20 protein-coding genes and 5 tRNA genes are annotated in these 16,452 nt (G+C 69.3%); 7 read left to right on the top strand and 18 right to left on the bottom strand.

Annotated elements, in window-relative coordinates; all coding sequences use genetic code 11:
- Window positions 1–63: 63 nt before the first annotated feature.
- Window positions 64–249 (top strand): 50S ribosomal protein L28, encoded by a 186-nt coding sequence (gene rpmB / locus OG230_RS25650; protein WP_003965989.1) that lies wholly within the window; start codon window positions 64–66, stop codon window positions 247–249.
- 88 nt (window positions 250–337) lie between these two features.
- Here rpmB and thiD read toward each other — a convergent pair whose 3' ends face one another.
- Together thiD and OG230_RS25640 are read right to left on the bottom strand one after the other, a co-directional pair.
- Window positions 338–1,147: a bifunctional hydroxymethylpyrimidine kinase/phosphomethylpyrimidine kinase gene (gene thiD / locus OG230_RS25645; protein ID WP_328906072.1), complete on the bottom strand. Its 810-nt coding sequence runs from the start codon at window positions 1,145–1,147 to the stop codon at window positions 338–340.
- Between the two features lie 10 nt (window positions 1,148–1,157).
- Entirely contained in the window at window positions 1,158–2,129 is a 972-nt protein-coding gene (locus tag OG230_RS25640) for a thiamine-phosphate kinase (protein WP_328906071.1), read from the bottom strand.
- Between the two features lie 320 nt (window positions 2,130–2,449).
- On the opposite strand from OG230_RS25640, the gene OG230_RS25635 reads away from it, so the two are divergent.
- Window positions 2,450–2,683, top strand: coding sequence for an Lrp/AsnC family transcriptional regulator (locus OG230_RS25635; RefSeq protein WP_326785316.1), 234 nt, complete (start codon window positions 2,450–2,452; stop codon window positions 2,681–2,683).
- Between the two features lie 20 nt (window positions 2,684–2,703).
- Window positions 2,704–3,192 (top strand): DUF3515 domain-containing protein, encoded by a 489-nt coding sequence (locus tag OG230_RS25630; protein WP_328906070.1) that lies wholly within the window; start codon window positions 2,704–2,706, stop codon window positions 3,190–3,192.
- Window positions 3,193–3,232: 40 nt separating this feature from the next.
- Here OG230_RS25630 and OG230_RS25625 read toward each other — a convergent pair whose 3' ends face one another.
- From OG230_RS25625 to OG230_RS25615, 3 genes are all read right to left on the bottom strand, one after another.
- Window positions 3,233–4,405, bottom strand: a complete 1,173-nt coding sequence (locus tag OG230_RS25625; protein WP_328906069.1) for a D-alanine--D-alanine ligase family protein — start codon at window positions 4,403–4,405, stop codon at window positions 3,233–3,235.
- Between the two features lie 76 nt (window positions 4,406–4,481).
- Window positions 4,482–5,492 carry an NAD(P)H-dependent glycerol-3-phosphate dehydrogenase gene (locus OG230_RS25620; protein WP_328906068.1) on the bottom strand — a complete coding sequence of 337 codons (1,011 nt, stop codon included), beginning with the start codon at window positions 5,490–5,492 and terminating at the stop codon, window positions 4,482–4,484.
- Complete coding sequence (locus tag OG230_RS25615; protein WP_328906067.1) at window positions 5,489–6,241, bottom strand: lysophospholipid acyltransferase family protein; 753 nt, start codon at window positions 6,239–6,241, stop codon at window positions 5,489–5,491. The genes OG230_RS25620 and OG230_RS25615 overlap by 4 nt, the downstream gene beginning before the upstream one ends.
- 149 nt (window positions 6,242–6,390) lie before the next feature.
- Here OG230_RS25615 and cofC point away from each other — a divergent pair, with 149 nt between their 5' ends.
- Window positions 6,391–7,074, top strand: coding sequence for a 2-phospho-L-lactate guanylyltransferase (cofC, locus tag OG230_RS25610; protein WP_328906066.1), 684 nt, complete (start codon window positions 6,391–6,393; stop codon window positions 7,072–7,074).
- Window positions 7,075–7,084: 10 nt separating this feature from the next.
- Window positions 7,085–7,288 carry a hypothetical protein gene (locus OG230_RS25605; protein ID WP_328906065.1) on the top strand — a complete coding sequence of 68 codons (204 nt, stop codon included), beginning with the start codon at window positions 7,085–7,087 and terminating at the stop codon, window positions 7,286–7,288.
- 87 nt (window positions 7,289–7,375) lie between these two features.
- Here the strand turns inward: OG230_RS25605 and OG230_RS25600 are convergent, their stop codons facing one another.
- From OG230_RS25600 to leuC, 4 genes are all read right to left on the bottom strand, one after another.
- On the bottom strand, window positions 7,376–8,044 hold the full coding sequence (locus OG230_RS25600) for an HU family DNA-binding protein (protein WP_328906064.1): 669 nt from the start codon (window positions 8,042–8,044) through the stop codon (window positions 7,376–7,378).
- Between the two features lie 143 nt (window positions 8,045–8,187).
- Window positions 8,188–8,415: a hypothetical protein gene (locus tag OG230_RS25595; protein WP_328906063.1), complete on the bottom strand. Its 228-nt coding sequence runs from the start codon at window positions 8,413–8,415 to the stop codon at window positions 8,188–8,190.
- Window positions 8,416–8,519: 104 nt separating this feature from the next.
- Complete coding sequence (gene leuD, locus OG230_RS25590) at window positions 8,520–9,113, bottom strand: 3-isopropylmalate dehydratase small subunit (RefSeq protein WP_328906062.1); 594 nt, start codon at window positions 9,111–9,113, stop codon at window positions 8,520–8,522.
- A 2-nt stretch (window positions 9,114–9,115) separates the two neighbouring features.
- Window positions 9,116–10,543, bottom strand: coding sequence for a 3-isopropylmalate dehydratase large subunit (gene leuC, locus OG230_RS25585; RefSeq protein ID WP_328906061.1), 1,428 nt, complete (start codon window positions 10,541–10,543; stop codon window positions 9,116–9,118).
- Window positions 10,544–10,717: 174 nt separating this feature from the next.
- Between leuC and ndgR the strand changes: the two genes are divergently transcribed.
- Window positions 10,718–11,434, top strand: a complete 717-nt coding sequence (ndgR, locus tag OG230_RS25580; RefSeq protein WP_003966003.1) for an IclR family transcriptional regulator NdgR — start codon at window positions 10,718–10,720, stop codon at window positions 11,432–11,434.
- Between the two features lie 86 nt (window positions 11,435–11,520).
- Here the strand turns inward: ndgR and OG230_RS25575 are convergent, their stop codons facing one another.
- The gene (locus tag OG230_RS25575) at window positions 11,521–12,018 is read right to left on the bottom strand and encodes a DUF4188 domain-containing protein (protein WP_328906060.1); all 498 of its coding nucleotides are present in this window, start codon (window positions 12,016–12,018) and stop codon (window positions 11,521–11,523) included.
- Between the two features lie 88 nt (window positions 12,019–12,106).
- Here OG230_RS25575 and OG230_RS25570 point away from each other — a divergent pair, with 88 nt between their 5' ends.
- Window positions 12,107–12,748 carry a MerR family transcriptional regulator gene (locus OG230_RS25570; RefSeq protein WP_328906059.1) on the top strand — a complete coding sequence of 214 codons (642 nt, stop codon included), beginning with the start codon at window positions 12,107–12,109 and terminating at the stop codon, window positions 12,746–12,748.
- A gap of 64 nt (window positions 12,749–12,812) precedes the next feature.
- Here OG230_RS25570 and OG230_RS25565 read toward each other — a convergent pair.
- The 8 genes from OG230_RS25565 to OG230_RS25530 form a co-directional block, all read right to left on the bottom strand.
- A tRNA-Glu gene (locus OG230_RS25565) sits at window positions 12,813–12,885 on the bottom strand.
- A gap of 19 nt (window positions 12,886–12,904) precedes the next feature.
- Window positions 12,905–12,976 (bottom strand) — tRNA-Gln (locus tag OG230_RS25560).
- 12 nt (window positions 12,977–12,988) lie between these two features.
- Window positions 12,989–13,061: transfer RNA gene (locus OG230_RS25555), tRNA-Glu, on the bottom strand.
- 60 nt (window positions 13,062–13,121) lie between these two features.
- Window positions 13,122–13,194: transfer RNA gene (locus OG230_RS25550), tRNA-Glu, on the bottom strand.
- A 19-nt stretch (window positions 13,195–13,213) separates the two neighbouring features.
- Window positions 13,214–13,285: transfer RNA gene (locus OG230_RS25545), tRNA-Gln, on the bottom strand.
- Window positions 13,286–13,371: 86 nt separating this feature from the next.
- Window positions 13,372–14,091 (bottom strand): HAD family hydrolase, encoded by a 720-nt coding sequence (locus OG230_RS25540; RefSeq protein ID WP_328906058.1) that lies wholly within the window; start codon window positions 14,089–14,091, stop codon window positions 13,372–13,374.
- Window positions 14,092–14,179: 88 nt separating this feature from the next.
- Window positions 14,180–15,652, bottom strand: a complete 1,473-nt coding sequence (gene gltX, locus OG230_RS25535) for a glutamate--tRNA ligase (protein ID WP_328906057.1) — start codon at window positions 15,650–15,652, stop codon at window positions 14,180–14,182.
- On the bottom strand, window positions 15,645–16,430 hold the full coding sequence (locus tag OG230_RS25530) for a fumarylacetoacetate hydrolase family protein (RefSeq protein ID WP_328906056.1): 786 nt from the start codon (window positions 16,428–16,430) through the stop codon (window positions 15,645–15,647). The genes gltX and OG230_RS25530 overlap by 8 nt, the downstream gene beginning before the upstream one ends.
- Window positions 16,431–16,452: the final 22 nt, after the last annotated feature.

The following is a 16,452-nucleotide window of genomic DNA, read 5'->3' as shown; positions in this document are numbered from 1 at the left end:
AGTCAAATGAATCCGGCGCGCCGGAATTCACTGTAAGTGCATCTGAAGTCTTTGGAGTGACCCGTGGCTGCCAACTGCGACGTTTGCGGCAAGGGGCCGAGCTTCGGCAACAGCATTTCGCACTCGCACCGCCGTACGTCTCGTCGCTGGAATCCCAACATCCAGCGCGTGCGTGCCGTGGTCGGGCGGACGCCGAAGCGGCTCAACGTCTGCACCTCGTGCATCAAGGCCGGCAAGGTCGCGCGCTGACGTTTCGTCGTAGCGCAGCCTTACCGGTTGCCCAAAAGGCCGGTCCACCTCGGTGGACCGGCCTTTTGCTGTGCCCTGTGGGGCCCGGTCAGCCCTGCGTACGCGTCAGCCAGCCGTGATCGACCGGGCCGATCCCGCCGCCCAGCGGGAAGCCCGCCGCGATCGCCCCGGTGACGTACTCCTTCGCGGCCCGGACGGCCGTAGGTACGTCCCTGCCCACCGCCAGACCGGACGCGATGGCGGAGGCGAGGGTGCAGCCCGTGCCGTGCGTGTGCCGGTTGTCGTGCCGGGGAGCACGCAGCCAGTGCTCCTCGTCGCCGTCCGTGAGCAGATCCACGGCCTCGCCCGGCAGATGCCCGCCCTTGATCACCACCCAGCGCGGCCCGTGGACAAGAATCCCGGCGGCGGCCCGCCGCATCCCGGACTCGTCGGTGACGGTGATACCGGTGAGCTGCGCCACCTCGTCCAGGTTCGGGGTGGCCACGGTGGCGACCGGCAGCAGTTTCGTCCGTACGGATTCCAGCGCCTCGGCGGCGAGCAGCGAATCACCGTGCTTGGAGACCCCGACCGGGTCGACGACCACGGGGGCGTCCGTGTCCGCGAGGAGTGCGGCGACCGTCTCGACGAGGGCGGCCGAGGAGAGCATTCCGGTCTTGACGGCCTGGACCCCGATGTCGTCGACGACACTGCGGTACTGGGCGCGGACGGCCTCCACCGGAAGCTCCCAGGCGCCCTGGACCCCCAGCGAGTTCTGCGCGGTCACGGCCGTGAGCACGCTCATGCCGTGCACTCCGAGGGCCAGCATCGTCTTGAGGTCGGCCTGGATGCCCGCACCGCCGCCGGAGTCGGACCCGGCGACGGTGAGGACACGAGGCGGTACAGCGGTGCGTATGGGCATACGCGGCAATCTACTGGGCGTCCTCGATGTCCCCGAAGTGGTCCCAGCCGCCCTTGCTGGTCCAGGGCGCACCGTCGACGGTCACCTGGGGCAGCGCCGAGGGGTTGAGGACCTCGCCGATCACCTTCCAGCGGGCCGGAAGCTTCACGTCCGGCGGGAACGTGGCCACGATCGCGTGGTCCTCTCCCCCGGTCAGCACCCACTGCAGCGGGTCGACACCGACGGCCTGGCCGATGTCGGACATCTGCGAGGGGATGTCGATGAGCCCGGAGCGCAGGTCGATCCGGACCTTGCTGGACTCGGCGATGTGCCCGAGGTCCGCCACGAGTCCGTCGCTGACGTCCGTCATGGCGGTGGCTCCGAGCCCGGCCGCCGCGGGGCCCGCGTGGTACGGCGGTTCCGGGCGCCGGTGGGCCTCGACGAAGGCGCGCGGTGAGCGGAAGCCCCGGGAGAGCACGGCGAAGCCCGCGGCGGACCAGCCGAGCCAGCCGGTGACGGCGACGACGTCGCCGGGCCGGGCGCCGGCCCGGGTGACGGGCTCGTGATTGCGCAGATCACCGAGCGCGGTGATCGCGATGGTGATCGCGTCGCCGCGGACGACGTCGCCGCCGACCACGGCCGCGCCCGCGACCTGGCACTCGTCACGGATGCCGTCCATCAGCTCGCCCGCCCAGGTGACCGGGAGTTCGGCGGGCACGACCAGGCCGAGCAGCAGCGCGGTGGGCACGGCGCCCATGGCTGCGATGTCGGCGAGGTTCTGCGCGGCTGCCTTGCGGCCGACGTCGTACGCCGTCGACCAGTCACGGCGGAAGTGCCGCCCCTCCAACATGATGTCGCTACTGGCCACGACCCTGCGGTCGGGAGCGGCCACGACCGCGGCGTCGTCGCCGGGTCCGAGCCGTACCGCCGGAGTGGTGGTGAGCCGGGAAGTGAGCTCTCTGATGAGCCCGAACTCCCCCAACTCGCCCACGGTTCCCTTCACCGAGTCTCACCTCTCATTTATCGCACCGGACACCTGTCCGGGCTGCTTCAGCGGACCGAGGCCCGGGCCGTGGGCCGTCGGCCGCCGGAGGCAGCCTGCCCCGGGACGTACTGGCATGTCTGTCCCCCTTCTGCACCGGTGGGCTTGCGGTCGCGTGCCGTCACTGCTGTCGGTACCGTCAAGAGATACGTCAACTTCTGTCTTCCGTACGCCACGCTGTGGGCGTCATCCGGCCCCCAGGTCTCCCCGTGGCCCGCGGCGACGCGATAACGTGGCGTCCCTTTCCCCCACATGATCCTCGTGGCCGCCCTGGAGGTTCCGTGGTACAGGCGTACATCCTTATTCAGACAGAGGTGGGCAAGGCGTCGACAGTCGCCGAGACCATCGCGAAAATCCCGGGAGTCATTCAGGCAGAGGACGTCACAGGCCCCTACGACGTGATCGTGCGCGCACAGGCCGACACCGTCGACGCACTCGGCCGCATGGTGGTGGCCAAGGTCCAGCAGGTGGACGGCATCACACGAACACTGACCTGCCCGGTCGTCCACCTCTGACCCCCGTCTAGGCTGGGCCGGTGACGTACTCCGGCCGCCGGCTCCCCCGTTCGCTGTTCCTCGCTCCGTCCGCTGCCCTGATCGTCCTGGCCGCGGCGGGCTGCTCCTCCAGCGACGCCCGGGCGACGATCACGGTTCCCACACCGTCCTCGGAGGCCGCCGCGTACTGCGAAGCGCTGCACGAGGAGCTGCCGGAGACCATCGCCGGTCTGGACCGGAACGATCCCGAGCCGGCTTCCGACCTGACGGCCGGATGGGGAGACGGGGCGATCGTACTGCGCTGCGGCGTCCCCCGACCCGCGAAGATGGAGGACGCCCAGTCCGAGGGGATCGAAGCGGACGGCGTCAACTGGCTGCTGGAGCAGCGGGAGGACGCCGGTCCGCGGTTCACCACCACGTACCGCAAGGCTTATGTGGAGGTGACGCTCCCGGTCGAGTACGCCCACGACGTCACCCCGCTGGCAGAGTTCGCGGAGCCCGTCAGGAAGACCGTCCCGGACAGCCTCTAGTGCCTGACCGGGACGGACCCTTCTCGACGGGCTCGCGTCGTCAGCGCAGGCCCGTGGACCGGTTCAGCGCCGCCTGGATCAGCCGGTCCACCAGTTCCTGGTAGTCCACGCCGGTCTCCTGCCACATCCGCGGGTACATGGAGATCGGCGTGAAGCCCGGCATCGTGTTGATCTCGTTGATGACGAAGTCGCCCTCGTCGGTGAGGAAGAAGTCGGCGCGCACGAGGCCCTCGCAGGAGGCGGCCTCGAAGGCGTCGACGGCGAGCCGCCGGACTTCCGCGGTCTGCTCCTCGGTGAGCGGAGCGGGCACCAGCCCGGCCGCCGAATCGATGTACTTGGCCTCGAAGTCGTAGAAGTCGTGCGAGGTGACCGGGGGGATCTCCGCGGGCACGCTGGCGCGCGGACCGTCCTCGAACTCCAGCACACCGCACTCGATCTCGCGGCCCCGCAGCAGCGACTCCACAAGGAACTTGGGGTCGTGGCGGCGGGCCTCCTCGATCGCCTCGTCGAGACCGGCGAGGTCGTCGACCTTGGTGATGCCCATCGAGGAACCGCCGCGGGCGGGCTTGATGAAGAGCGGGAAGCCGTGCTCGCCGGCGAACTCCACGATGCGCTTGCGGGCGGTGGGACGGTCGTTGTCCCACTCACGGGGGCGCACCACCTCGTACGGGCCGACGGGCAGTCCGAAGGAGGTGAACACCCGCTTCATGTACTCCTTGTCCTGACCGACGGCCGAGGCCAGGACACCGGCGCCCACGTACGGCACTCCGGAGAGCTCCAGGAGGCCCTGGAGCGTGCCGTCCTCGCCGTAGGGGCCGTGCAGCACCGGGAAGACGACGTCGACCTCGCCGAGGGCTTTGGGGACCGCGCCCGGTTCGGCGTAGACGACTTCGCGGCTTCCGGGGTCGACGGAGAGCACCACACCACCCTGGTCGGACTCCGCGAGCTGGTCCACGTTCGGCACCTTGCGGTCCGCGATGGCCATGCGTGCGGGGTCGTCGGCGGTGAGCGCCCAGCGGCCGTCCGTCGTGATGCCGATCGGCAGGACGTCGTACTTGGTCCGGTCGATGGCCTTCATGACGGCGCCGGCCGTGACGACCGAGATGCCGTGCTCGGAGCTTCGGCCGCCGAACACGACGGCCACCCGCGGCTTGCGGCCCTGCACAGGGCTCTCGGGGCTCTCAGGGCTCTGGGGGAGGTTCTCGCTGCTCATATCGCGATGAGCGTACCTTGCAGGCCCGGTGGGGAGGAGTGCAGGCACAGCGTGCGGGAGGCGCGTCGGGAGCGGATCAGTGCCGCTCGGGCTTGGCGCTGCGCGACATCAGCTCCTTGAGCGCGACCACCGGCGGCTTGCCCTCGTGGACGATGCCGACGACGGTCTCCGTGATGGGCATGTCGACTCCGTGCCGGCGTGCCAGATCGAGCACCGACTCGCAGGACTTGACGCCCTCGGCGGTCTGCCGGGTGGCGGCGATCGCCTCCTGGAGCGTCATCCCGCGGCCGAGGTTGGTGCCGAAGGTGTGGTTGCGCGAGAGCGGGGACGAGCAGGTCGCCACCAGGTCGCCGAGGCCCGCGAGTCCGGAGAAGGTGAGCGGGTCCGCGCCCATGGCCAGGCCCAGGCGGGTGGTCTCGGCGAGGCCGCGGGTGATGAGGGAGCCCTTGGCGTTGTCACCGAGACCCATGCCGTCGGCGATGCCGACCGCCAGGCCGATGACGTTCTTCACGGCGCCGCCGAGTTCGCAGCCGACCACGTCGGTGTTGGTGTACGGGCGGAAGTACGGGGTGTGGCAGGCGGCCTGGAGGCGCTGGGCCACCGCTTCGTCCTGGCAGGCGACGACGGCGGCGGCGGGGCGGCGCTCGGCGATCTCCTTGGCGAGGTTGGGTCCGGTGACGACGGCGATGCGGTCCGCGGTGACCTTCGTGACGTCGGCGATGACCTCGCTCATCCGCTTGGCGGTGCCGAGTTCGACGCCCTTCATCAGCGAGACGAGGACGGTGCCGTCGTCCAGGTGCGGGGCCCAGTGCGCGAGGTTGGCGCGCAGGGTCTGCGAGGGCACGGCGAGAACCGCGAACTCGGCGCCGCGCAGGGCTTCCGCGGGGTCGGTGGTGGCGCGGACCGAGGCGGGGAGTTCGATGCCCGGCAGATAGTCCGGGTTGGTACGGGTCGTGTTGATGGCCTCGGCGACCTCCGCGCGACGGCCCCAGAGGGTCACGTCGCAGCCTGCGTCGGCGAGGATCATGCCGAAGGCCGTACCCCATGAGCCGGTTCCGAAGACGGCTGCCTTTGCGGGGTGCGTCACGTGGGTCCCTTTCCCTCTGCCTTGCGCCGTTGCTCAGCGCGGGCCTTGCGGTGATCGTAGAGCTCGGCGGGTGCCTTCTCGCCCCGTACGACCTCCAGCTGTGCGGTGACCGCGGCCATGATGACCTCGGTCGCCTCGCGCAGCACCTCCGGCGTCGCCTCCAGCTCGTAGAACCGGTCGAGGTCCACCGGCGGACCGGCCTGCACCTGGAGGGTCTTGCGGGGGAAGAACCTGAACTTGTTCTCCTTGGCGTACGGCGGCATCGCGAGGTTGGCGCCCCACTGGGCGACGGGGATGACCGGCGCCCTGGTCAGCAGCGCGACGCGGGCGGCGCCGGTCTTGCCGGCCATCGGCCACATCTCGGGGTCGCGGGTGAGCGTGCCCTCGGGGTAGAACGCCACGCATTCGCCCCGCTCGATCGCGTCGACGGCGGCGCGGAAAGCGTCCAGCGCATTGGTCGTCTCGCGGTACACGGGGATCTGGCCGGTGCCTCGCAGCATCATTCCGACAAAGGGGGTCCTGAACAGTCCCGCCTTCGCGAGCAGCCGCGGCACCCGGCCGGTGTTGTACTGGAAGTGCGCATAGGAAAGCGGGTCCAGGTACGAGTTGTGGTTGACCGCGGTGATGAATCCACCCTCGGCCGGAATGTGTTCCATTCCCCGCCAGTCGCGCTTGAACAGGACCACCAATGGCGGCTTTGCGATGACCGCCGCCAGGCGGTACCAGAAGCCGATTCTGCGGCGGGACACTCGGACACCTTCCTCTAAGACCTGACCTACTGCCTGGCTACTGACGGTCAAGTCTCGCCCCAGGCCCCTGCTCTGTCGAGAACACCGTACGCCCCGCCTTCCGGGCCGGACCTCCGGGTTGTCGCACCGGCAGGCGAGAATAAGTCGCCATGCGTACGAAGGGGGAGATGGCCACGAACACCGATCTGACCGGGTCCTGGTCCCTGGTCGTCCCGCTGAAGCCGCTCGCGCGGGCCAAGAGCAGGCTGGGGCCGACTGCGGGCGGCCTGCCGAGACCCCGGCTGGCCCTGGCGTTCGCCCAGGACACCGTGGCCGCGGCACTGGCCTGCCCGGGGGTGCGGGATGTGGTGGTCGTCACGGACGATCCGGTGGCCGGGGCGGCGCTTTCGGCACTGGGAGCCCGCATCGTGGCGGACACACCGGCGGCCGGGCTCAACGCGGCCCTGTCCCACGGTGCGCGTGCGGTGCGGGCGCTGCGGGCCGGCGCGGCGGTGGCCGCACTCAACGCGGATCTTCCCGCACTCCGACCCGAGGAATTGGCTCGGGTGCTCGATTTTTCGGCCGCATTTCCCCGTGCATTCGTGACGGATGCGGCGAGAATCGGTACGACATTTCTGTCGGCGGCGCCCGGAGTCGAATTGTGTCCGGCATTCGGTGGCCCTTCGAGGGCCAGACATCTGGCTTCGGGAGCAGCGGAAATTACGCTGTCCGGGCTGGATTCCGTCCGCCGGGACGTGGACACCGGTGACGATCTGCGGGTGGCACTGGCCCTCGGGGTCGGCCCGCACACCGCCGGACTGCGCGCTTCGGCCGCGCCCGCGCGGGACCGATAGGCTGCCCTCCATGCAGGCGACCGCGTATACGTACGACTCCGAGACCCGCACCGGCAGCGTGCTCCTCGACGACGGCACTCCGGTGGACTTCGACGCCCCGGCCTTCGACGCGGGCGGCCTGCGGCTGCTGCGTCCGGGGCAGCGGGTACGGATCGAGATGGGCGGCGAGGGCGCTTCGCCGCGGATCACCCTGGTGACGCTGCAGACCCTCTGACCCCTTCCGGACGCCGGAAAGCCCGCGGGCCGGGCTCCCCCAGGGGAGCCCGGCCCGGCGCGTGTGAGGAACGAGCGCTGCCCGGTCTCACTTCTTGCGTGCAGTGGCCTTCTTGGCCGTGGTCTTGCGCGCCGTGGTCTTCTTCGCGGGCGCCTTCTTCGCCGTGGTCTTCTTGGCGGGCGCGGTCTTGCTGGCAACGGCCTTCTTCGCCGTGGTCGCCTTCTTCGCGGGGGCGGCCTGCTTGGCGGTGGTCTTCTTGGCGGTCGCCGTGGCCTTCTTCGCCGTCGCGGTGGCCTTCTTGGCGGTCGCGGTGGTCTTCTTCGCCGCGGCCACGGTCTTCTTGGCGGTGGCCTTCTTCGCCACGGCCTTCTTGGCGGTGGCCTTCTTGGCCGCGGCCTTGGTGGTCGTACGGGTGGAAGCGCCACCCGAGAGGCTGCCCTTGGGCGCCTTCTTCACGGCCACATCGTGCTTGGGGAGCTTCTTCGAGCCGCTCACCAGGTCCTTGAAGCCCTGTCCCGCACGGAAACGGGGCACGGACGTCTTCTTGACCCGCACGCGCTCACCCGTCTGCGGGTTGCGTGCGTAGCGGGCGGGGCGGTCGACCTTCTCGAACGAGCCGAAGCCGGTGACCGAGACACGGTCCCCTGCGACAACTGCGCGGACGATCGCGTCGAGTACCGCATCGACAGCGTCTGCGGCCTGCTGACGGCCGCCGACCTTGTCGGCAATCGCTTCTACGAGCTGCGCCTTGTTCACGTCTTCCCCTTCGGAGACATTGCCAGAACGTAAGTGTTCAAGCTTTTTCGCACGTTAGGCAGATATATACCGCAAATCAAACACGAAACGGGCTAATCACCCTAGTGCCGCAACGAAGTCGACCGCTGCGCAGTTCCGCAGAGTCAGTCACCTTCGGGGAATCGGCCCTCATGGAGGTCCTTCATCAACCGGTCCAGACGCCTTGCTGCATCTGGGAGATCGTGCTTCGCCGCAGCCGTGACGACCAGCAGCTTCCGGGTCAGCGCCATCCGTACGCCCTCCGGGACTTGCAGTTCACGCACCGTTGCGTGCGCTTCCTTCAATCGGTCGGCGACTTGGCCATAGAGCTCGAGTTGGCTGTCGCGTTCCATGCACCGATTGTGCCATCTGGGGCGAGTTGTCGCCCGAGGGGGGCTCAACAAGCGACTGCGCCCCCTGCCCGAAGGCAGGGGGCGCAGTCATGGAAAAGCGCTGCTCAGACGTCAATTGTACGCGGCTTGTGGGTCGGCCTTGCCGCCTCATAAGTCGCAATGTCCGCTTCGTTCTGAAGGGTGAGGCTGATGTCGTCGAGGCCGTTCAGGAGACGCCAGCGGGCGTTCTCGTCGAGCTCGAAGTCGGCCGTGATTCCCTCCGCGAGGACCTGTCGCTTCTCCAAGTCCACGGTGATTTCGGCCGTTGGGTCGGCCTCCGTCAGCTCCCACAGGCTGTCCACGACCTGCTGGTCGAGCACGACGGTCAACAGACCGTTCTTCAGCGAGTTGCCGCGGAAGATGTCGGCGAACCGGGAGGAGATGACCGTCTTGAAGCCGAAGTTCTGGAGCGCCCAGACGGCGTGTTCGCGCGAGGAACCGGTGCCGAAGTCGGGACCCGCCACCAGGACGGAGGCGCCTGCCCGCTCGGGGCGGTTGAGGACGAAGTTCTCGTCCTTGCGCCATGCCTCGAAGAGTCCGTCCTCGAAGCCGTCCCTGGTGACCTTCTTCAGCCAGTGGGCGGGGATGATCTGGTCGGTGTCGACGTTGCTGCGGCGCAACGGGACGGCCCGGCCGGTGTGTGCGGTGAATGCTTCCATGGCTATCGGACTCCGGCGGGCGTGAGGACATCGGACAGGTCGGCGGGCGAGGCCAGATGGCCCAGCACCGCGGTGGCTGCGGCGACCTGCGGGGAGACCAGGTGCGTACGGCCGCCCTTGCCCTGCCGGCCCTCGAAGTTGCGGTTCGAGGTGGACGCCGAGCGCTCGCCCGGGGCCAGCTGGTCGGGGTTCATGCCGAGACACATCGAGCAGCCCGCGTGCCGCCATTCGGCGCCGGCGGTGGTGAAGACCTTGTCCAGGCCCTCCTCGACGGCCTGCAGGGCGACGCGCACCGAGCCCGGGACGACCAGCATCCGTACGCCGTCGGCGACTTTGCGGCCGTCCAGGATCGCCGCGGCGTTGCGCAGGTCCTCGATACGGCCGTTGGTGCAGGAACCTACGAAGACGGTGTCGACGTTGATGTCGCGCAGCGGCTGCCCGGCGGTCAACCCCATGTATTCCAGGGCCTTTTCGGCGGCGTGGCGCTCCGAGGCGTCCTCGTACGAAGCAGGGTCGGGGACGTTGGCCGACAGGGGCGCGCCCTGGCCGGGGTTGGTGCCCCAGGTGACGAACGGGGCCAGTTCGGCGGCCTCGATGACGACCTCGGCGTCGAAGACGGCGTCGTCGTCGGTGCGCAGGGTCTTCCAGTACGCGACGGCCGCGTCCCAGTCCTCGCCCACGGGGGCGTGGTCACGGCCCTGGAGGTAGTCGAACGTCGTACGGTCCGGGGCGATCATGCCCGCGCGGGCACCGGCCTCGATCGACATGTTGCAGATGGTCATCCGGGCCTCCATCGAGAGCTTCTCGATGGCGGAGCCGCGGTATTCGAGGATGTAGCCCTGGCCGCCGCCGGTGCCGATCCGGGCGATGATCGCCAGGATCAGGTCCTTGGCCGTGACACTGTCGGGCAGCTCGCCCTCGACGGTGATCGCCATGGTCTTCGGGCGGGCCAGCGGCAGCGTCTGGGTGGCCAGGACGTGCTCGACCTGGCTGGTGCCGATGCCGAACGCCAGCGCGCCGAACGCGCCGTGCGTGGAGGTGTGGGAGTCGCCGCAGACCACGGTCGTGCCGGGCTGCGTCAGACCGAGCTGGGGGCCGACCACGTGCACGACGCCCTGCTCGACGTCGCCCAGCGGGTGCAGCCGGACGCCGAACTCCGCGCAGTTCTTGCGCAGGGTCTCCAGCTGCGCGCGGGAGACCGGGTCGGCGATCGGCTTGTCGATGTCGAGGGTCGGGGTGTTGTGGTCCTCGGTGGCGATGGTGAGGTCGAGACGCCGCACCGGGCGGCCGGCCTGCCGGAGGCCGTCGAACGCCTGCGGGCTGGTCACCTCGTGCAGCAGGTGCAGATCGATGAAGAGAAGGTCGGGCTCGCCCTCCGCGCGCCGGACGACGTGGTCGTCCCAGACCTTCTCCGCGAGTGTCCTACCCATCGCTTTCCCTCCGGCCGGCGTCTTCGCCGGCCCAACTAGAGATTCGGTGCGCCATCGTCCGGACCCCCATGCGGGGCGACGGCTACGGGCCGTTGTGTGGCCGCCCGTACAGGTTCGCAACTTCCGCCGGAAATTGAACTTGCGTTTCACAGAGTGAGACGCGAGTATCGTCGTATGGACAACTCTAGCGGCGTCGGCGTTCTCGACAAGGCAGCTCTGGTATTGAGCGCCCTGGAGTCCGGTCCGGCCACCCTCGCCGGGCTGGTCGCGGCGACCGGGCTCGCACGACCCACGGCTCATCGACTGGCCGTGGCACTGGAACACCACCGCATGGTGGCGAGGGACATGCAGGGCCGTTTCATTCTCGGCCCCCGGCTGTCGGAACTCGCGGCGGCTGCCGGCGAGGACCGTCTCCTGGCGACGGCCGGACCGGTGCTCACGCATCTGCGCGACATCACCGGCGAGAGCGCGCAGCTCTACCGCCGGCAGGGCGACATGCGGATCTGCGTGGCGGCGGCGGAACGGCTGTCCGGACTCCGGGACACCGTGCCGGTCGGCTCCACGCTCACGATGAAGGCCGGCTCGTCCGCGCAGATCCTGATGGCCTGGGAGGAGCCGGAGCGCCTGCACCGGGGCCTCCAGGGCGCCCGGTTCACCGCGACGGCGCTCTCCGGCGTACGCCGCAGGGGCTGGGCCCAGTCGATCGGCGAGCGGGAACCGGGCGTCGCCTCGGTCTCGGCGCCGGTGCGGGGGCCCTCGAACCGCGTGGTCGCCGCCGTGTCGGTCTCCGGGCCGATCGAGCGACTGACGCGTCACCCGGGCCGGATGCACGCCCAGGCGGTCATCGACTCGGCCGCACGGCTGAGCGAGGCCCTGCGCCGTACCGGCTGACACGAGCCCCGCTCGACCCTCTCCCCCGAAGGCCGCCCCAGCGCCGTGGCGGCCCCCTTCACCCCCTCCGGGCCACGTCCCCCGGGTCAGTCACCGGACGAGCGGTGCGCGAGACGGTCCGCCGCACGGCGGCCTCGCCCCTCGATCGGCAGCACGCCGGTCGCCGCAGCCAGTCCGTACGCCGGCATATCGGCGTAGATCGACTCGTACGACCCCTCGGGCACGATGTAGGTCTCGTGCCACAGCCCCACATGCTGCCGGGACTTCTTCTCCTTGCGGTTCACCATCGCCCACGCCTTGCGGTGGAACATGTCGGGAGCGGCGGCGTACGCGTACAACTTCTCCTTCGACTCCCAGTACTGGACGACGTAGTACGTCCGCGGCGAGCCGGAGAGCAGCGTGTAGCCCAGCAGACCCCGGCTCTTGTCCTTGCTCAACTCCCGCAGCATGCGCGGCATCGCGGCGAGGACCGGCAGCCAGTGGTGCACGCCCCGGAAGTGGTTGATCCGCATCCCGATCAGCAGAACGACGACATCGCCCTCCGCCCCTGCGGTCGTGCGGCCGGGAATCGGCTTCGCGAACATGCTGCGCCCCCTAGATCTTGGAGAGTTGCACTATCCAATGGTTGGATAGTGGCACCACCCAAGGGGCGGCGCAAGGGAAGGCGCAGACGTGCGACTGTCGGAACTCAGCGAACAGAGCGGCGTCTCGACCGCCACGATCAAGTACTACCTGCGGGAGCGGCTCCTGCAGCCCGGTGCGCGCGTCAGCGCGACCCAGGCCGAGTACGACGAGAGCCATCTGCGCCGGCTGCGCCTGGTGCGGGCCCTGCTCCAGGTCGGCGGGCTCCCGGTGGCAACCGCCCGCGAGGTACTGGGACATGTCGACGACGAGTCCCTGGGCCGGACGATCCGGCTGGGCGCCGCCCTGTGGGCACTGCCGCACGGACCCGCGCCGGACGAGGAGGCCCCCGAGACGGCGACCGCACGCGCCGAGGTCGACCGGCTGCTGGGCGAACTGGGCTGGACGACGGCGCGGGAACTGGGCGAACTCTCCCCCGTGTACCGCTCCCTGGTCGCCAGCGTGGCCACCCTCATCCGCCTCGGCTACCCGTGCGACATCGCGTACCTGACCCGGCAGGGGCGGTTCATGGAGCACGTCGCCGCCCACGACCTGGACGTGATGGAGACCTACGCGTCCGAGGCGGAGCAGGTGGAGACCGCGGTCGCCTCCGCCGTACTCAACGAGCCGCTGCTGATGTCGCTGCGACGTCTGGCGCAGAGCGAGGAATCGGCCCGGCGGTACGGACTCTGAGGCCCGCGGCCCATGCGGAAAGGCCCTCCACCGAGGTGAAGGGCCTTTCCGTTTCCAGCTGTTGTACCCCCGACCGGATTCGAACCGGCGCTACTGCCGTGAGAGGGCAGCGTGCTAGGCCGCTACACAACGGGGGCTTGTTACTTCGGACTTGCGCTGGGCTACCAGGACTCGAACCTAGAATGACGGTACCAGAAACCGTAGTGTTGCCAATTACACCATAGCCCATGGTGTTACAAGTACCCCCGACCGGATTCGAACCGGCGCTACTGCCGTGAGAGGGCAGCGTGCTAGGCCGCTACACAACGGGGGCCCTAGCGATCCTGCATCAAGAACGTGGGTGCGACCCAAATGTTCTCGCGGGAAGGATCTGTACCCCCGACCGGATTCGAACCGGCGCTACTGCCGTGAGAGGGCAGCGTGCTAGGCCGCTACACAACGGGGGCTTGTTACTTCAGTCTTGCGCTGGGCTACCAGGACTCGAACCTAGAATGACGGTACCAGAAACCGTAGTGTTGCCAATTACACCATAGCCCACTGAAACGCAACCCCCTGGGGGGTTTTATTTCTGTCTGCGCTTCCCGGCGGATCTTTCGTCCCGCTCGGGCGGCGCAGGAAGAACACTACCCGAAGGTGTCCGGCGCTCCAAAACGGGTATTGCCCGCCAGCAGGCCGGGCAGCTGACCGAGCCCGGTGATCCGCACAAGATCGGGCCTGCCACCCCGGTCGTTCCGGTCGAGCCAGATCCCCATCAGCCCGGCGGCCACCGCCCCACCTGCGTCGATGTCGGGTTCATTGCCCACGTACGCCACCTCGTGCGGGGCCAGCGCGAGCGCCTCGCAGGCGGCGTGGAAGGCCGCCGCCTCGGGTTTGGAGATGCCCAGCTCCGCCGCGCAGAGCACCGACTCGAACCGGTCCCGCACGCCGAGGACGGTCAGTTTGCGGTGCTGGTGCTCCAGCGAGGAGTTCGACAGGACGGCGTGGCGGTACGTCGCCGCCAGCGCGTCCAGCGCGGGCACCGTGTCCGGGAACAGCGACCAGGCCGCTTCGTAGTGGCGGATGTGCCGGCCGAACCACTCGTCGGCCTCGGCGTCGCTCAGCGGGCGGCCGAGGAAGTCCCTCGCCCGATCGCGGCGCTGGCCCTGCCAGTCGGTCAGGCCCTCGGCGAAACGCTCCCAGTGCCGCTGGGTGAGCTCTTCCCAGACGTCCTGGGCCTCCTGGGCCGAGCGGTAGCCCTCGGGCAGCCCCTCCGCCTCGATGTGGCTGCTCAGGCCGTCGGCAGCCGCGCTCCCGTAGTCGAACAGGGTGTCGTCAACGTCCCACAGGACGGCTCTGATCGCCATGGGCCGACTCTAACCGGCCCGCCACGCACAGGGGCCCGGACAAGCCGCTCCGTGCGGCTCGTCCGGGCCCCTGCCCGTTGCGTCGGTACTACGCGGCGAGCTTCGCCAGCGCCGCGTCCACGCGGGCGATGGTCTTCTCGCGTCCCAGGATCTCCAGGGACTCGAAGAGCGGCAGCCCGACCGTGCGGCCGGTGACCGCGACGCGGACCGGCGCCTGGGCCTTGCCGAGCTTCAGGCCGTGCTCCTCGCCCGCCGCGAGAACGGCTGCCTTGAGGGCCTCGGCGTTCCAGTCGGCGGCGATCAGCTTGGCGCGGGCGGTGACGAGCAGGTCGCTCGAACCCTCCTTCATCGCCTTGGCCCAGGACGCCTCGTCCTCGGCCGGCTCGTCGAGGAAGAGGAAGTCGACGTTGGCCGTGATCTCCGAGAGGACGGTGACGCGGGTCTGGGCGTACGGAGCGATCGTCGCGAACTGCTCCGCGTCGAAGGCCTCGGGGCTCCAGGGCGCGAACGGGGCCTTCAGCCAGGGACCGCACGCCTCGGTGAACGCGTCCACGTCGAGCCTGCGAATGTGCTCGGCGTTGATGTGCTCGCACTTCTTCAGGTCGAAGCGGGCCGGGTTGGCGTTGACGTCCTTGATGTCGAACGCGGCGACCATCTCGTCGATGTCGAAGATGTCGCGGTCCTCGGCGATCGACCAGCCGAGGAGCGAGAGGTAGTTCAGCAGACCCTCGGGGAGGAAGCCGCGCTCGCGGTAGAGGTTGAGCGAGGCCTGCGGGTCGCGCTTGGAGAGCTTCTTGTTGCCCTCGCCCATGACGTAGGGGAGGTGGCCGAAGAGCGGGATCTCCTTGGCGATGCCCAGCTCGATGAGCGCCCTGTAGAGGGCGATCTGCCGCGGGGTGGAGGAGAGCAGGTCCTCGCCGCGCAGGACGTGGGTGATCTCCATCAGGGCGTCGTCGACCGGGTTGACCAGCGTGTAGAGCGGGGCACCGTTGGCCCGGACGATCCCGTAGTCCGGCACGTTCTCCGGCTGGACGGTGATCTCGCCGCGGACCAGGTCGGTGAAGGTGATCGCCTCGTCGGGCATCCGGAAGCGGACGATCGACGCGCGGCCCTCGGCCTCGTACGCGGCGGTCTGCTCGGCGCTCAGGTCACGGCAGTGGCCGTCGTAACCCGACGGCTTGCCGGCGGCGCGTGCGGCGTCCCTGCGGGCGTCGAGCTCCTCGGTCGTGCAGTAGCAGTGGTACGCGTGACCGGCGGCGAGGAGCTTCTCGGCGACGTCCTTGTAGATGTCCATGCGCTGCGACTGGCGGTACGGGGCGTGCGGGCCGCCGACCTCGGGGCCCTCGTCCCAGTCGAAGCCGAGCCAGCGCATCGCCTCGAGGAGCTGGTCGTACGACTCCTCGGAGTCGCGGGCCGCGTCGGTGTCCTCGATACGGAAGACCAGGGTGCCCTTGTTGTGCCGGGCGAACGCCCAGTTGAACAGGGCGGTACGGACCAGGCCCACATGCGGGTTGCCGGTCGGGGAGGGACAGAAACGTACGCGGACAGGTCCGTTAACCACGCTTGATCACCTTGTTGGTGAGAGTGCCGATGCCTTCGATGGTGACGGCGACCTCGTCGCCGACGTGCAGGGGGCCGACCCCTGCGGGGGTTCCGGTGAGGATCACGTCGCCCGGGAGCAGCGTCATGGCTTCCGTGATGTGGACGACCAGGTCCTCGATGGAGCGGATCATGTCGCTCGTCCGGCCGAGCTGGCGCTGCTCGCCGTTGACCGTCGCCTGAATGGTGAGGTCGGTGGGGTCGAGGTCGGTCTCCACCCAGGGGCCGAGCGGGCAGGAGGTGTCGAACCCCTTGGCCCGGGCCCACTGCTTCTCGCGCTGCTGGGCGTCGCGGGCGGTCACGTCGTTGGCGCAGGTGTAGCCGAAGATGACGTCCTTGACGCGCTCACGCGGGACTTCGCGGCACATGCGGCCGATGACCACGGCCAGCTCGGCCTCGTGGTGCAGCTCGTTCGAGAAGGAGGGGTACTCGATGGCGTCTCCCGAGCCGATCACCGAAGTGGTGGGCTTGAAGAAGGCGACCGGGACCTCCGGGACCTCGTTGCCCAGCTCGGCGGCGTGTTCCGCGTAGTTGCGGCCGATGGCCACGACCTTGTTGGGGAGCACGGGGGGCAGGAGCCGGACCTTGCTCAGCGGGACCTTGGTGCCGGAGAGCTCGAAGTCGGTGTACGGAATGCCCCTGATGATGTCGAGGACGAGGTCACCGGATTCAACGGTTCCCTCACCCTCCACGGCGCCGAAGGCGACATTGCCGTCGATGGAGAACCTGGCGATGCGCACGGGAAGCTGTCGCCCCTCACTT

The sequence above is a fragment of the Streptomyces sp. NBC_00234 genome (assembly GCF_036195325.1).
In the GTDB taxonomy this organism is placed as follows: Bacteria; Actinomycetota; Actinomycetes; order Streptomycetales; family Streptomycetaceae; genus Streptomyces.
The sequence above is the reverse complement of the archived record's forward strand: the minus strand, read 5'-3'. Positions and strand labels throughout refer to the sequence as shown.